Origin of the sequence: Streptomyces fuscigenes (genome assembly GCF_021556455.1) — a bacterium.
GTDB classification, from domain to species: Bacteria; Actinomycetota; Actinomycetes; order Streptomycetales; family Streptomycetaceae; genus Streptomyces; species Streptomyces fuscigenes.
In genome coordinates this window covers 1-15,668 of sequence record NZ_JAKGCV010000094.1, presented here as the reverse complement: position 1 = coordinate 15,668, position 15,668 = coordinate 1, and the positions used below count along the sequence as shown (strand labels likewise).

The 15,668-nt window shown below is 72.2% G+C and carries 13 protein-coding genes; 9 read left to right on the top strand and 4 right to left on the bottom strand.

Annotated features, from left to right (window positions below):
- The first annotated feature begins 239 nt into the window (after window positions 1-239).
- From L1885_RS29380 to L1885_RS11135, 7 genes are read left to right on the top strand one after another with little or no spacing between them, the layout of a single operon-like run.
- Complete coding sequence (locus tag L1885_RS29380) at window positions 240-713, top strand: glycogen debranching N-terminal domain-containing protein (protein ID WP_372481916.1); 474 nt, start codon at window positions 240-242, stop codon at window positions 711-713.
- Window positions 710-1,570, top strand: a complete 861-nt coding sequence (locus tag L1885_RS11160) for a sugar phosphate isomerase/epimerase family protein (RefSeq protein ID WP_235796898.1) — start codon at window positions 710-712, stop codon at window positions 1,568-1,570. Before L1885_RS29380 ends, L1885_RS11160 begins: the two co-directional genes overlap by 4 nt.
- Complete coding sequence (locus L1885_RS11155) at window positions 1,567-2,148, top strand: EboA domain-containing protein (protein WP_235796897.1); 582 nt, start codon at window positions 1,567-1,569, stop codon at window positions 2,146-2,148. Before L1885_RS11160 ends, L1885_RS11155 begins: the two co-directional genes overlap by 4 nt.
- The gene (locus tag L1885_RS11150; protein ID WP_235796896.1) at window positions 2,148-3,002 is read left to right on the top strand and encodes a TatD family hydrolase; all 855 of its coding nucleotides are present in this window, start codon (window positions 2,148-2,150) and stop codon (window positions 3,000-3,002) included. The genes L1885_RS11155 and L1885_RS11150 overlap by 1 nt, the downstream gene beginning before the upstream one ends.
- Window positions 3,003-3,006: 4 nt before the next feature.
- Entirely contained in the window at window positions 3,007-4,176 is a 1,170-nt protein-coding gene (eboE, locus tag L1885_RS11145; RefSeq protein ID WP_235796895.1) for a metabolite traffic protein EboE, read from the top strand.
- On the top strand, window positions 4,173-5,600 hold the full coding sequence (locus L1885_RS11140; protein WP_235796894.1) for an alkaline phosphatase family protein: 1,428 nt from the start codon (window positions 4,173-4,175) through the stop codon (window positions 5,598-5,600). Before eboE ends, L1885_RS11140 begins: the two co-directional genes overlap by 4 nt.
- Window positions 5,597-6,643 (top strand): sugar phosphate isomerase/epimerase family protein, encoded by a 1,047-nt coding sequence (locus L1885_RS11135; protein WP_235796893.1) that lies wholly within the window; start codon window positions 5,597-5,599, stop codon window positions 6,641-6,643. Before L1885_RS11140 ends, L1885_RS11135 begins: the two co-directional genes overlap by 4 nt.
- A gap of 124 nt (window positions 6,644-6,767) precedes the next feature.
- Here L1885_RS11135 and L1885_RS11130 read toward each other — a convergent pair whose 3' ends face one another.
- The 4 genes from L1885_RS11130 to L1885_RS11115 form a co-directional block, all read right to left on the bottom strand.
- Window positions 6,768-8,162 (bottom strand): OFA family MFS transporter, encoded by a 1,395-nt coding sequence (locus L1885_RS11130; RefSeq protein ID WP_235796892.1) that lies wholly within the window; start codon window positions 8,160-8,162, stop codon window positions 6,768-6,770.
- A gap of 79 nt (window positions 8,163-8,241) precedes the next feature.
- Complete coding sequence (locus L1885_RS11125) at window positions 8,242-10,386, bottom strand: acetate--CoA ligase family protein (RefSeq protein ID WP_235796891.1); 2,145 nt, start codon at window positions 10,384-10,386, stop codon at window positions 8,242-8,244.
- Window positions 10,386-11,639: a formyl-CoA transferase gene (frc, locus tag L1885_RS11120; RefSeq protein ID WP_235796890.1), complete on the bottom strand. Its 1,254-nt coding sequence runs from the start codon at window positions 11,637-11,639 to the stop codon at window positions 10,386-10,388. The genes L1885_RS11125 and frc overlap by 1 nt, the downstream gene beginning before the upstream one ends.
- 12 nt (window positions 11,640-11,651) lie before the next feature.
- Window positions 11,652-13,334 (bottom strand): thiamine pyrophosphate-binding protein, encoded by a 1,683-nt coding sequence (locus L1885_RS11115; RefSeq protein ID WP_235796889.1) that lies wholly within the window; start codon window positions 13,332-13,334, stop codon window positions 11,652-11,654.
- Between the two features lie 148 nt (window positions 13,335-13,482).
- On the opposite strand from L1885_RS11115, the gene sucC reads away from it, so the two are divergent.
- Entirely contained in the window at window positions 13,483-14,616 is a 1,134-nt protein-coding gene (gene sucC / locus L1885_RS11110; protein ID WP_235796888.1) for an ADP-forming succinate--CoA ligase subunit beta, read from the top strand.
- A gap of 13 nt (window positions 14,617-14,629) precedes the next feature.
- Window positions 14,630-15,538 (top strand): succinate--CoA ligase subunit alpha, encoded by a 909-nt coding sequence (gene sucD / locus L1885_RS11105; protein WP_235796887.1) that lies wholly within the window; start codon window positions 14,630-14,632, stop codon window positions 15,536-15,538.
- Window positions 15,539-15,668 lie beyond the last annotated feature (130 nt).

Below are 15,668 nucleotides of genomic sequence, written 5' to 3'. Positions count from 1 at the left end.
GCGGCCCAGGCCGGCGCGCCCGCGGGCCGGCGGACACGCCCCTCCGGGGACGTCCCCGGGGCCGGAAGAGGCGCCCTCGGCACGGCGCTCCCGGTCGCGCGGCGCCCGCCGCGATCGTACGAGCGGGCGGTGAGGACCGTGACCACCCCGGCACCGCGGGCGTTCACTCTTGCGTCGGAGTCATATGAACCGCGCCGCCCGCCGGCGGCCCGGTGCACGGAAGGCGCACCAGAGCACCCATGGCCCTCACCGCTCCGCCCGCAAGAGGCGGAATCCCGCGCGCCGCGACCTCTCCCGGCCCACCCCCGCTGCACCGGCTCCTGCTGTGCGTCGCGCTGCCGCACCTCGCGATCAGCGCCGATCACGGCCAGCTCACCGGGACCGGTATCGAGGGCTATTACCAGGGCGGCCGCCGGGTCCTGTCGCGCTGCCGGCTGCGGGTCGCCGACCAGGAGCCCGTCGCGGTCCAGGGCCGGCTGCTCGCCGCCGGGCTCGTGCTCGCCTACCTCGCCACCGCCGCCCGCCCGCTGGTGCACGCGCTGCTCAACCCGTCGCCGCCGCTGACCCAGCGCGCCGTCGGGGGCGGGATCCGCGCCATGATCCCGCTGCAGTCCGCGCTCGCCGCCCGCGCCGGCGACCCCCTCACCGCCCTCGGCGTGGCGGCGCTGGTCCCGATCGCGCGGCAGCTCGCCCGGAAAGTGAGCCCCACATGACCCTCCGCCTCGGCTACGGCACCAACGGCCTGACCGACCTGCGGCTGACCGACGCGCTCGCGCTCCTCGCCGACCTCGGCTACGACGGCGTCGGCCTGACCCTCGACCACATGCACCTCGACCCGCTGGCGCCCGACCTGCCGGCCCGGACCCGCGCCGTCGCGGCCCGCCTGGCCGAACTCGGCCTGGACGTCACCGTGGAGACGGGCGCGCGCTACGTGCTGGACCCCCGCCGCAAGCACGGCCCCACCCTCCTCGACCCCGACCCCGGCGCGCGGGCCGCCCGGGTGGAACTGCTGCGCACCGCGGTGCGCGTCGCGGCGGACCTCGGCGCCCACGCCGTGCACTGCTTCAGCGGCGTGCTCGGCCCGGACGAGGAGGCCGCGGCGGGCTGGGACCGCCTGGAGGAAGGGTTCGCGCCGCTCCTGGACGCGGCCGGACGGGCCGGTGTGCCGCTCGCCGTCGAGCCCGAGCCCGGCCACCTCGTCGGCGACCTGGCCTCCTTCCACGAGCTGCGCCGCCGCCTGGGCGACCCCGAGCCGCTCGGCCTCACCCTCGACATCGGCCACTGCCAGTGCCTCGAGCCGGCATCGCCCGGGGACTGCGTGCGCGAGGCGGCGCCCTGGCTGCGCCACGTCCAGATCGAGGACATGCGGCGCGGCGTCCACGAACATCTGCCCTTCGGGGACGGCGAGATCGACTTCCCGCCGGTGCTCGACGCCCTCGACGCCGCCGGCTACGCGGGCCTGACGGTCGTCGAGCTGCCCCGCCACTCGCATGCCGGACCCGAACTCGCCGCCCGCTCCATGGACTTCCTCCAGGCAGCCCGCGCCCGTACGAAGGGAGCACGCGTATGACCCCCACCCGCGCCACGCTCGACACCCGTCTCGACGAAGCGGGCCGGGCCTGGCTGGACGCCGCACTCGCCGAGGCCGCCGCGCCGGGCGACGGGGCGTGGGAGCTGCGCTTCGCGGCCGCCGGACGCCACTGCGGCCGGGACAACGCCGACGACGTCCGGGTCCTCCTCCTCGAACAGGCCGGCGCGGAAGCCGACGTGCTCACCCGCCTCTACCGGCAGGGCAGCGGCGCGGAGCGGCGGGCCGTCCTGCTCGCCCTGCCCGACCGCGTCCTGGGCCCCGAGGCGCTCGCGCTGGTGGAGGACGCCCTGCGCGCCAACGACACCCGCCTCGTCGCCGCCGCCGTCGGGCCGTACGCCGCGCAGCACCTCGACCCGCACGCCTGGCGGCACGCCGTCCTGAAGTGCCTGTTCACCGGGGTGCCGGTGGAGCACATCGCGGGCCTGGCCCGGCGGGCCGGGGGCGACGCCGAACTCGCCCGCATGCTCGGTGACTTCGCCGCCGAACGCAGCGCCGCCGGCCGCACGGTGCCGGCCGGCCTCCACCGCGTACTCGCCCTCACGGGACTGGAGTCCTGATGCGCATCTTCGACCCCCACATCCACATGACCTCCCGCACCACCGACGACTACCGGGCCATGTACGACAGCGGAGTGCGCGCCCTGGTGGAGCCGTCGTTCTGGCTCGGCCAGCCCCGTACCTCGCCCGCGAGCTTCTACGACTACTTCGACGCGCTGCTCGGCTGGGAGCCCTTCCGCGCCGCCCAGTACGGCATCGCGCACCACTGCACCCTCGCGCTCAACCCCAAGGAGGCGGGCGACCCGCGCTGCGTGCCCGTCCTCGACGCGCTGCCCCGCTACCTCGCCAAGGACGGCGTCGTCGCCGTCGGCGAGATCGGCTACGACTCGATGACCCCCGCCGAGGACCACGCCCTCGCGGCCCAGCTCCAGCTCGCCGCCGACCACGGCCTGCCCGCCCTCGTGCACACCCCGCACCGCGACAAGCTCGCCGGGCTGCGCCGCACCGTCGACGCCGTGCGCGAGTCCGCGCTGCCGCCCGAACGCGTGCTGCTCGACCACCTCAACGAGACCACCGTCAAGGAGGCCGCGGACAGCGGCTGCTGGCTCGGCTTCTCCATCTACCCCGACACCAAGATGGACGAGGACCGCATGGTCTCCGTCCTGAAGCGGCACGGCACGGAGAAGGTCCTCGTCAACTCCGCGGCGGACTGGGGAAAGAGCGACCCGCTCAAGACCCGCAAGGTCGCCGACGCGATGCTCGCCGCCGGATTCGGCGACGAGGACGTCGAACAGGTGCTGTGGGCCAACCCGGTGGCGTTCTACGGGCAGAGCGGCCGGCTCCAGCTCGACGTCCCCGCCCCCGGCGGGCCCGCGCTGCACGAGGGCAACTCCATCCTGCGCGGCGGGGAGTGAGGCCATGCGCTTCCGCCACCCCGACGGCTCCACCGTCCACCTCGCGTACTGCACGAACGTCCATCCCGCCGAGACCCTCGACGGTGTCCTCGCCCAGCTGCGCGACCACTGCGAACCCGTGCGCAGACGGCTCGGCCGCGACCGGCTCGGCATCGGCCTCTGGCTCGCCAGGCCCGCCGCCCGGGCCCTCGTCGACGATCCCGGCCGGCTGCGGGGCCTGCGCGCCGAACTCGAACGGCGCGGCCTCGAAGTCGTCACCCTGAACGGATTCCCCTATGACGGCTTCGGCTCCGACGAGGTCAAGTACCGCGTGTACAAACCCGACTGGGCCGACCCCGAACGCCTGGCGTACACCACCGACCTCGCCAGGCTGCTGGCCGCGCTGCTGCCCGACGACGTCACCGAGGGCACCGTCTCCACCCTCCCGCTGGCCTGGCGCACCGCCTACGGACCCGAGGCCGCGCGGGCGGCGCACACCGCTCTCGCGACCCTCGCCCAGCGGCTGGACGCCCTGGAGGAGCTGACCGGCAAGTCCGTCCGCGTCGCCCTGGAGCCCGAGCCGGGCTGCACCGTCGAGACCACGGCCGACGCCATCGCCCCCGTCACGGCGCTCGCGACCCACCGGATCGGGGTCTGCGTCGACACCTGCCACCTCGCCACCTCCTTCGAGGACCCTCTCGCGGCCCTCGCCGCCCTCGACGCCGCCGGCGTCAGCGTCCCGAAGACCCAGCTCTCCGCCGCCCTGCACGCCGAACACCCCCACCTGCCGGAGGTCCGCGCGGCCCTCGGCGCCTTCGCCGAGCCCCGCTTCCTGCACCAGACGCGCACCCGCACCGCCGCGGGCCTGCGCGGCACGGACGACCTGGACGAGGCGCTCGGCGGCGGGGCGCTGCCCGACTCCACGCCCTGGCGGGCCCACTTCCACGTGCCGCTGCACGCCCCGCCGGCGCCCCCGCTCACCTCCACCCTGGACGTCCTGCGCACCGTGCTCGCAGGGCTGGTCGGGGGCGCGGTGCCCCGCACGCGGCACCTGGAGGTCGAGACGTACACCTGGCAGGCGCTGCCGGCCGAGCTCAGGCCCCGCACCCGGGGCCGCCTCGCCGACGGCATCGCCGCCGAACTCGTCCTGGCCCGGGACCTGCTGACCGACCTCGGCCTCAAGGAGCTGCCGTGACACCGCCCGCGCCCGAGCGGCCGCACCCGCTCCTGGTCCTCGACGTCGTCGGCCTCACGCCGCGGCTGCTGGAGCACATGCCGCACCTGGCGCGCCTCGCGCGCGAGGGCTCGCAGGCCGTACTGGAGACCGTCCTGCCCGCCGTCACGTGCAGCGCGCAGTCCACCTTCCTCACCGGTACCCTGCCCGCCGAGCACGGCATCGTCGGCAACGGCTGGTACTTCCGCGAGCTCGGCGACGTCCTGCTGTGGCGCCAGCACAACGGCCTCGTCTCCGGCGACCGCCTCTGGGACGCGGCGCGCCGCGCGTACCCCGGGTACACCGTCGCGAACATCTGCTGGTGGTACGCGATGGGCGCCGACACCGACTGGACCGTCACACCGCGTCCCGTCTACTACGCCGACGGCCGCAAGGAGCCCGACTGCTACACGCGTCCCCCGGCCCTGCACGACGAACTCACCGCCAGGCTGGGCACGTTCCCCCTGTTCCACTTCTGGGGGCCCGGCGCGGACCTGGTGTCCTCCCAGTGGATCATCGACGCGACGCGGCACATCCTGCGCACCCGCACCCCCGACCTCGCGCTGTGCTACCTGCCCCACCTCGACTACGACCTCCAGCGCTACGGGCCCGACGACGAGCGCTCGCTGCGCGCGGCCGCCGAACTCGACGCCGCCCTCGCGCCGCTGCTCGACGACGCACGCGCGGGCGGCCGCACCGTCGTCGCGCTGTCCGAGTACGGCATCACCAAGGTCTCGCGGTCCGTCGACATCAACCGCGCCCTGCGCCGGGCCGGCCTGCTGGAGGTGCACACCCAGGACGGCATGGAGTACCTGGACCCGATGGCGTCGCGCGCCTTCGCCGTCGCCGACCACCAGATCGCCCACGTCTACATCCGCAGGCCAGGCCGGCCGGGCGAGACCGCCGCCGTGCGCGAGGCGCTCGCGGGCCTCGACGGCATCGCCGAACTGCTCGACGACGAGGGCAAGAAGCGCCACGGCCTCGACCACCCGAGGTCGGGGGAGCTGGTAGCCGTGGCCGAGCCGGACGCCTGGTTCACGTACTACTACTGGCTCGACGACGCGCGCGCCCCCGACTTCGCGCAGCTCGTGGAGATCCACCGCAAACCCGGCTACGACCCGGTCGAACTCTTCATGGACCCGCACGACCCCTACGTCCGGCTCAGGGCGGCCGCGGCAGTCGCCCGCAAGAAGGCCGGCCTGCGCTACCGGATGGCGGTCGTGCCCCTGGACGCCTCGCCGATCCGCGGCTCCCACGGCCGCCTCCCGGCGAGCGACGAGGAGGGCCCCGTCCTCCTGTGCTCCACCCCCCGTGCCGTCGGCGACCGCGTGGCGGCGACCGATGTGAAGTCCCTGCTCCTCGGGCTGGCCAACCCCCACACACCACAGAAGGAGTTCCGACCATGAACCGCAAGAACACCGTCGACGCCGAGCTCGCCCACCGGCTCAGCAGACGCGGCATGCTCGGCGTCACCGCGGGCGCGGGCGCCGCCGCCCTCCTCGGCCTGTCGGCGGGCACCTCGGCCGCCGCCCCGTCGGCCGCCGCGGCGAAGAAGCCCGCGGCGACCCGCCCGGTGCTGCCCCCGGGACGGCTCGGCATCCAGCTCTACTCGGTGCGCGACAAGATCCAGCAGATCGGCTTCGCCTCGGTCTTCAAGGAGCTCTCGGAGTTCGGCTACGACGAGATCGAGTACGCCGGCTACACACAGGGCATCGGGTCCATCTCGGTCAAGCAGGTGGCGAGGCTCGCCAAGAGCTACGGCCTCAACGGCATCGGCAGCCACGTCGGCTACTTCACCAGCGACCCCAACGGCTACAGCTTCGCCACCAGCCTCGGCAAGGTGCTCGACGACGCCGAGACCCTCGGCCTCGAACACATCGGCACCGCGTCGAGCCCCAACCGGTACGGCAACACGGTGGACGCCTGGAAGCGGGCGGCCGAGGAGTTCAACACCTACGGCGAGGCCGCGAAGGCACGCGGCATGAAGTTCTACCAGCACAACCACGGGGACGAGTTCGGCTTCGCCAGTGACAACCCCGACGTGCGCCTGTACGACGTGCTGCTGGCCGAGACCGACCCGAAGTACGTGTTCCTGGAGATGGACATCTACTGGGCCTACACGGCCCAGTTCCGCTTCAGCGTCACCCCGCAGGGCAAGCCGCGCCCGTTCGAGCCGATCGACTACGTCGTCCAGCAGCCCCACCGCTACCCGCTGTTCCACGTCAAGGACGGCGTGCACGACCCGGACGCGAGCGACGGCTACGACATGGTCGACGTCGGCGACGGCGACATCGACTACAAGACCTTCATCCAGAAGGTCAACGCCACCAACAAGGGCCGGACCACCCACCACTGGCAGGTCGAGCACGACCAGCCGGTCGACTCCCTGGAGTTCGCCCGCAAGTCGGCGGACCACCTGCACGCCCTGACGGAGAAGCACAAGGGCTGACGCCCCGGCGCGGGCCGCGCCCGCGGCCGGGCGCACGGGGAGCACACCGCGGCGGGCGGTGCCGGGAAGGCACCGCCCGCCGCCTGCTGCCCGGGCCCGAGGGCCCGGGTGTCCCCGCCCGCCGTCAGGCCGCCTCCCGGCTGACCGGCATCGGATTGGGCGCCTGCCCGCGGCGTGGCGCCCCCGGATGCCGCAGCAGCAGAGCGAGCCCCGCCGCCACGAGCGAGATCACACCGGCCGTGGTGTACGCGCCGTTGTAGCCCCACCTGTCGATCACCATGGCCCCGAGGCCGGAGCCGAACAGGCCGCTGATCACCTTGCCGCTGTAGGCGATGCCGTAGTTCGTGGCGTTGTTGTTCTCCCCGAAGTAGTCCGGCACCAGGGTGGCGAACATCGGGTAGAACGCGCCGCCGCCGAACCCCGAGAAGAAGGCGAACACCAGGAACAGCCACTCGCTGTGGATGTTGCCCGCCCACATCACCCCGAACTGCGACAGCCCCAGTACCAGGATCACGATGATCAGCGCCGTCTTGCGGCCCACCAGGTCGGACATCCACCCGACGACCGCCCGCCCGACGCCGTTGACGACGGACAGGACGCCCGCCGAGTTGGCGGCGACGAGCGGGCCGAAGCCGACGTCCTTGGCGAACGGGACCTGGAAGGACACACCGAAGATGGACACACCGGCCGTGATCACCAGCAGCAGCCAGATGAGCGGCAGCTGGCCGGTGCGCAGGGCCTCCATCGGCGTGTACTGCTTGATGGCCGGCGGGTTCTTCGCCAGCGCGCGGGCCGTCTTCGCGTCGGCCTGGTGCCGCTTGAGCGGGTCCACGTGGGCCGGCCACCAGTTCTTCGGCGGGTCCTTGAAGAACCAGGCCACGGCGAACAGCACCACCATCACGTAGACACCGACGAGGTCGAGCACCACGTGGTAGTTGCTCGTGTCGAACGCGAAGTTGAACACGAAGATGAACGGCACGGCGCCGTACGCGAACCCGCCGTTGACGAAGCCCGTCGTGCTGCCCCGCCGCTCGGGGAACCACTTGCCGGTCATGTTGATGCACGTCGAGTACACCAGGCCGGATCCCACGCCACCGAGCACGCCGAACCCGAGGATCGCGAGGAACACGTTGTGGAAGTGGGATATCGCGAGGAACCCCAGCAGGGCGAGGACCGAGCCCAGCATGACGGCCGACTTCGGCTTCAGGTACCCCTTCTCCCGCAGCCAGCCCGTCGGGAAGGACACGCCTGCCTGGAAGAACGTCCACACGCTGAGGATCCAGAAGGTGTTGCTCTGGGTCCAGCCGTGGGCGTCCGAGAGCACGTCCTCGGCGGAGCCGTAGGCGTACTCGAACACACTGATCGAGAACATGGCGGCCCACGGCAGCCACATCATGATCCTGCGCGAGTGGCCGAGGAGCTCCCGGTCGCTCTCGCCGATGCGGTAGACACGTCCCCTGCTGTCGGTGACCTCGCGGTAGGCGGCGGGTGCCGCCTCCCGCCCTGTGTCGCTGCTCATTTTTCGGATCGTCTCCTTCGGCTTCCAAAGAACCTGGCCAGCGCCCCCTGTCCGGACTCTTCGTGCTCCAGGAGTTCGGTTAGGTGGTGAGCAGCCCCGCTGCGCGGGCCCACCGGTACTTCGCGCCGAGCGCCTCCACCGGCTTCTCCGTGGTGTAGGGGTACGCGACGACGCCGTGCGCGTAGAGGTACGCCGAGGCCTCCTCGACCTCGGTGTCGCCCGCCAGCGACGCGACGACGGGCTTCTCGATGCCGCGCTCCCGCAGTTCCGCCACGACGCGGGCCGTCAGCTCGGCGAAGACCATCGGGGGTGTGACGATGGTGTGCCAGTAGCCCAGCACCAGCGCGTGGATGCGCGGGTCCTCCAGGCCGAGGCGGATGGTCTTCTCGTACGTGGACGGCGGCTCGCCGCCCGTGATGTCCACGGGGTTGCCGGCCGCGCCGAACGGCGGGATGAACTTCCGGAACGCCGCGTCCAGGTCGTCCGGGATCTCCATCAGCTTGAGCCCGTTGTCGACGATCGCGTCGGACAGCAGCACGCCCGAACCGCCGGCGCCGGTGATGACGACGACGTTGTCGCCCTTGGGCGTGGGCAGTACGGGCAGCGCCCGCGCGTACTCCAGCATGTCGCTCAGCCCCGGGGCCCGGATCACACCGGCCTGCCGCAGGATGTCGTCGTAGACCGCGTCGTCGCCGGCCAGCGCGCCGGTGTGCGAGCCCGCGGCCCTGGCGCCGGCGGCCGTGCGTCCCGCCTTGAGCACCACGACGGGCTTCTTCGGCACGGTCGCCCGCGCTGCCTCCACGAACGCCCGCCCGTCCTTGAGGTCCTCCAGGTGCATCGCGATGCACTCGGTGTGGGGGTCCTCGCCGAACCAGGTCAGCAGGTCGTCCTCGTCCAGGTCGGACTTGTTGCCGAGGCCGACGATCGCGGACACCCCGGTCTTCGTCGTGCGCGCGAAGCCGAGGATGGCCATGCCGATGCCGCCGGACTGCGAGGTCAGCGCCACCCCGCCCTTGACGTCGTAGGGCGTGCAGAACGTGGCGCACAGGTCCTGCCACGTCGAGTAGTAGCCGTAGATGTTCGGCCCCAGCAGCCGGATGCCGTGCTCCTCGGCGATCCGCACGATCTCGTCCTGGAGGGCGTGCTCCCCCGTCTCGGCGAACCCGGAGGGGATGAGCACGGCGTTGGGTATGCCCTTGCGGCCGACCTCCTCCAGCGCGGCCGGCACGAACTTCGCGGGGATGGCGAAGACCGCGACGTCCGGCTCGCCCGGCACGTCGGCCACGCTCTTGTACGCCTTGCGGCCGAGGATGTCGTCGGCCTTCGGGTTCACCGGGTGGATCTCGCCGTGGAAGCCCCCGTCGATCAGGTTGCGCATGACCGAGTTGCCGATCTTGCCCTGCTCGTTGGAGGCGCCGATCACGGCGATCGAGTCCGGCTTCATCAGCCGGCGCATCGAGGTGAGGATCTGCTCCCGGGTGAACGTCCGGCGCGCCGGCGGCTGCTGCGTGGTCAGGATGACCCGCACGTCCGCCGCCATCGCACCGGACTCGCTCGCGAACACCGGATTGAGGTCGATCTCGGCGATCTCCGGGAAGTCGGAGGCGAGCTCGGAGACCCGCACGATCAGTTCCCCGAGAGCGGCCCGGTCCACCGCCGGGCCGCCGCGCACCCCGCGCAGCACCTCGGCCGCGCGGATGCCGTCCAGCATGGACAGCGCGTCGTCCTCGCTCGCCGGGGCGAGCCGGAACGTCACGTCCCGCAGGACCTCGACCAGCACACCGCCGAGCCCGAACGCCACGATCTTGCCGAACGTGGGGTCGGTGACCGTGCCGACCAGGACCTCGGTGCCCTCGGGCACCATCTGCTGGACCTGCACGCCGAGGACGCGCGCGTCCGGGTCGTACGACCGGGCGTTGGCGACGATCGACGTGAACGCCGCCCGCACCTGCGCCGCCGACGTGAGGCCGACCCGCACACCGCCCGCGTCGGTCTTGTGCAGGATGTCCGGCGAGACGATCTTCATCGCCACGGGGAAGCCGATCCGGTCCGCCAGGCGCACCGCGTCGTCGGAGCACTCCGCGAGCGCCTCGGCGGGCGTCGGTATGCCGTACGCGTCGGTGATCGCCTTCCCCTCGGGGGCGGTCAGCGCCGTGCGGCCCTCCGCCAGCGCCGTGTCCAGCACGGCCCTGACGGCCGACCGGGCGGTCTCGTTCTGGGTCACTAGATGACTCCGTTCGTCTTCAGCGTGCTCAGTTCCTCGTCGCCCAGGCCCAGTTCGCCGTACACCTCGGTGTTGTGCTCGCCGAGGAGGGGCGACGCGGTCACGGTGACGGGGGAGTCCGACAGCTTGAGGGGGTTGCCGACGGTGGTGAAGGAACCGCGCGTGGGGTGCTCGACCTCGACGACCATGTCGTTGGCCGCCAGCGAGGAGTCCTCGATGATCTCCTTGGTGGACAGGATCGGGCCGCAGGGGATGTTGTGGGCGTTGAGCTTCTCCAGCACCTCCCACTTGGGCAGCCCCGAGGACCACTCCTCGATCAGCTGGAACATCTTGCCGAGCTTGGGCAGCCGCACCTCGGGCGTCGCCCAGTCGGGGTCGTTCGCCAGCTCGGGCCGGCCGACCAGCTCGGTGATCGGCGCCCAGCCCACCGGCTGCACGATCACGTACACGTAGTCGTTGGGCCCGCCGGGCGCGCACCGCACCGCCCAGCCGGGCTGGCCGCCGCCGCTCGCGTTGCCGCCGCGCGGGACCTCGTCCCCGAAGTCCTCGTTCGGGTACTCGCGCAGCGGGCCGTGTGCGAGGCGCTGCTGGTCGCGCAGCTTGACCCGGCACAGGTTGAGGACCGCGTGCTGCATCGCCACGTTCACCCGCTGGCCGCGGCCGGTGGACTCGCGCTGGTAGAGCGCCGCGAGGATGCCCGCGACGACGTGCACGCCGGTGCCGGAGTCGCCGATCTGCGCGCCCGTCGCGGTGGGCGGCCCGTCCTCGAAGCCGGTGGTGGCCATCGAGCCGCCCATGGCCTGCGCCACCACCTCGTACGCCTTGAAGTTGGTGTACGGGCCCTCGCCGAAGCCCTTGATCGAGGCGTAGACGATCCGCGGGTTGATCTCCTTGATGCGCTCCCAGGTGAAGCCCATCCGGTCGACCGCGCCGGGGCCGAAGTTCTCGACCATCACGTCGGACCGGCGGATCAGCTCGGTGAGGATCTCCTTGCCGCGCTCGGTCTTGGTGTTCAGTGTGATGGAGCGCTTGTTGCAGTTGAGCATGGTGAAGTAGAGCGAGTCGACGTCGGGCAGGTCCCGCAACTGCTTGCGGGTGATGTCACCGCTCGGCGCCTCCAGCTTGACGACGTCCGCCCCGAGCCATGCGAGCAGCTGGGTCGCGGACGGGCCCGACTGCACATGCGTCATGTCGAGGACGCGCACGCCCGACAGGGCCTGGGTGGCGCCGGGGGCCTGTACTGCCTGGGTCATGGGAGCAACTCCTCACTTGTACATGGTCTGGTTCATCGTTCCGGGCGCGTACGCGTCCGGGTCGACCCACACGTTGATGAGTGACGGCAGCCCGGACTCGCGGGCACGCCGCAGCGCGGGCGCGATGTCGGCCGGGTCCCTGACCTCTTCGCCGTAACCGCCCAGCATCTGGGCGAACTTGTCGTAGCGCACGTCCCCGAGCGTGTTGCCGACCCGGTCGCGGTCCTTGCCGTACTTGGCGGCCTGGCCGTAACGGATCTGGTTCATCGAGGAGTTGTTGCCGACGATGCCGACGAACGGGAGTTTGTAGCGCACCAGCGTCTCGAAGTCCCAGCCGGTCAGCGAGAACGCGCCGTCGCCGAACAGCGCGACGACCTCCTTGTCCGGCCGCGCCTGCTTGGCGGCCAGCACGAAGGGGATGCCGACGCCGAGGGTGCCGAGCGGCCCCGGGTCCATCCAGTGGCCGGGCGACTTCGGCTGCACGACCTGGCCGGAGAAGGTGACGATGTCGCCGCCGTCGCCGATGTAGATCGAGTCCTCGGTGAGGAAGTCGTTGATCTCACTGACCAGCCGGTAGGGGTGGATGGGGGAGGCGTCGGAGCGCAGGTTCGGCAGCCTCTTCTCCAGCGCCGCGCTCTCCACGGCCCGCAGTTCGTCCAGCCAGCCCTTGCGCCGCGCGGCGCCGCCGTTGATCCGGCCGCTCGCGGCCTCGGTGACCGACTTCAGGACGAGACCCGCGTCCCCGACGATGCCGAGGTCGATGTCGCGGTTCTTGCCCACCGTGCGGTAGTCCAGGTCGATCTGCACGACGGTGGCGTCGGGGGAGAGGCGCTTGCCGTAGCCCATCCGGAAGTCGAAGGGCGTGCCGACGATCACGATGACGTCCGCGTTGGAGAACGCGTAGCGACGGGAGAGCTGGAAGTGGTGCGGGTCGCCCGGGGGCAGCGAGCCGCGCGCGGCGCCGTTCATGTACGCGGGCACGTTCAGCGTCCGCACCATCTCGATCGCTGATTCGGTGCCGCGTGTCGTCCACACCTGGCTGCCGAGCAGGATGGCCGGCTTCTCGGCGGCCACCAGCAGGTCGGCGAGCTTCTCGATCGCCTCGGGGTCGCCCGCCGTACGGGTCGAGGCGCGATAGGCGCCGACCGCCGGCACCCGGGCCTTGTCCACCGGGACCTTGGCGTCGAGCACGTCGCGCGGTATCTCCAGGAAGGAGGGACCGGGGGCGCCGTGGAAGCACTCGCGGAAGGCCATCGAGACCATGTCCGCGGCGCGGGCGGTGTCGGGCACCGTGGAGGCGAACTTGGTGATGGGCGTCATCATGTCGACGTGCGGCAGGTCCTGGAGCGAACCCATCTTGTGCTGGGTGTGGGCGCCCTGGCCGCCGATGAGGAGCATGGGTGACTCGGCGCGGAAGGCGTTGGCGACGCCGGTGACGGCGTCGGTCGTGCCGGGGCCCGCGGTGACCACCGCGCAGCCCGGCTTGCCCGTGAGGCGTGCGTAGCCGTCGGCCGCGTGGGCGGCCACCTGCTCGTGGCGTACGTCGACGACGTCGATGCCCTCGTCCACGCACCCGTCGTAGATGTCGATGATGTGGCCGCCGCACAGGGTGTAGATGCGCTCCACCCCCTCGGCCTTGAGCGCTTTGGCGACGAGGTGGCCACCGGAGATCTGTGCCTGGCTGTCGTCGGGCATGGAGTGTTCCTGTCCCTTCGTCAGAACGCAGCGACGCGCTCCCGGTACATTGCATACAGTCTACGAATACTGTATGAACCTTGTTATCCCCCATCCGAGGGGTGGTGTCCAGGGGGCGTGCGGCACTTGATTCAAAAAGAGGAGCGGCATGGATCTGTACGAGCACCAAGCCAGGGAACTCTTCGCGGACCACGGCATTCCGGTCTCGGCGGCGGCCGTCGCGCTGACGCCGGGTGAGGCGCGCGAGGCCGCCGAACGGCTCGGCGGGCGCGTGGTGGTGAAGGCTCAGGTGAAGACCGGCGGCCGCGGCAAGGCCGGCGGTGTGAAACTCGCGGCCGATCCGGCGGCGGCCGAACTGACGGCCCGCCAGATCCTCGGCGTGGACATCAAGGGCCACACCGTGCGCAAGGTGATGCTGGCCGAAACGATCGACATCGACCAGGAGTTCTACGCCTCCTACGTGCTCGACCGGGCCACCGGGACCTTCCTCGCCATCGCCTCCGCCGAGGGCGGCATGGAGATCGAGGAGGTCGCCGCCACCCGCCCCGGGGCCGTGGCCCGCATCCCAGTCGATCCCGCACGGGGCGTCGGCGAGGCCGAGGCCATGGAGATCGCCGTCGCGGCCGGCCTGCCCGCCGAGGCCGCGCCGGTCCTGCGCGGCCTGTGGCAGGTCCTCGTCCGCGAGGACGCCCTCCTCGTCGAGGTCAACCCACTGGTCCGGGCCGTCGACGGGCGGATCCTCGCCCTCGACGGCAAGGTCACCCTGGACGACAACGCGCGCTTCCGCCAGGAACGCTGGGGCGAGGCCATCGGCGACCCGGCCGCCGACCCGCTGGAGGCCGTGGCCGCCGCGAAAGGCCTCAACTACGTGAAGCTCGACGGCGAGGTCGGCGTCATCGGCAACGGTGCCGGACTCGTCATGTCGACCCTCGACGTGGTCGCCGGCTGCGGGGCCCGGCCCGCCAACTTCCTCGACATCGGCGGCGGCGCGTCGGCGCAGGTCATGGCCGACGGCCTGTCCGTCATCCTGTCCGACCCCTCCGTACGGTCCGTCTTCGTCAACGTCTTCGGCGGCATCACCGCCTGCGACGCCGTCGCCGAGGGCATCGTCCGGGCCCTCGAGTCCGTCGTGCTGACCAAGCCGCTGGTCGTACGGCTCGACGGCAACAACGCGGCCCGCGGCCGGGAGATCCTCACCGACCGCGCCCACCCGCTCGTCCAGCAGGTCACCACCATGGACGGCGCCGCACGCCAGGCCGCCGTCCTCGCCCACGCCGAGTGAGGAGCAGCACGACATGGCGATCTTCCTGACCAAGGAGAGCAAGGTCCTCGTCCAGGGCATGACCGGCGGCGAGGGCATGAAGCACACCCGCCGGATGCTGGCCGCGGGCACCGCGGTCGTCGGCGGGGTCAACCCGCGCAAGGCGGGCCGGTCCGTCGACTTCGACGTCCCCCGCGGCGTCGAGGGCGGGGAGTCCGCCACGGTCGCGGTACCGGTCTTCGGCTCCGTCGCCGAGGGCATGGCGGCGACCGGCGCCACCGTCAGCGTGGTCTTCGTGCCGCCGCCGTTCGCCAAGGCGGCCGTCCTGGAGGCGGCCGACGCGGGCATCGCCCTGGCCGTCGTGATCACCGAGGGCATCCCCGTGCACGACGCCGTGGCCTTCCAGGCGTACGCCCGGTCGAAGGGCACCCGCGTCGTCGGCCCCAACTGCCCGGGCCTCATCAGCCCGGGCGCGTCCAACGCCGGCATCATCCCCGCCGACATCGCGCCCGCGCCGGGCCGGATCGGGCTCGTCTCCAAGTCGGGCACCCTGACCTACCAGCTCATGCACGAGCTGCGGGAGATCGGGTTCTCCTCGGCCGTCGGCATCGGCGGCGACCCGGTGGTCGGCACCAGCCACATCGACTGCCTCGCCGCCTTCGAGGACGATCCCGAGACCGAGCTCGTCGTCCTCATCGGCGAGATCGGCGGCGACGCGGAGGAGCGCGCGGCCGCCTACATCGCCGAGCACGTCACCAAGCCGGTCGTCGCCTACATCGCCGGCTTCACCGCGCCGGAGGGCAAGACCATGGGCCACGCGGGCGCGATCGTCTCCGGCTCCTCCGGCACCGCGGAGGCCAAGAAGAAGGCGCTGGAGGCGGCCGGCGTGCGGGTCGGCTCCACACCGTCCGAAACGGCCCGGCTGGTGCGCGACCTCCTCTGACCGCGCACGCCCCCGGGGCGCCCACGGCCTCGCCGCGTCCTTTGCGCCCCGGGGCCGCGAGAGTCCGGGCGGGCACCCCGGCCCCCTGCGCCGGTGCGGTCGCGGGACGGCGGCCGCACCGGCACCCCGA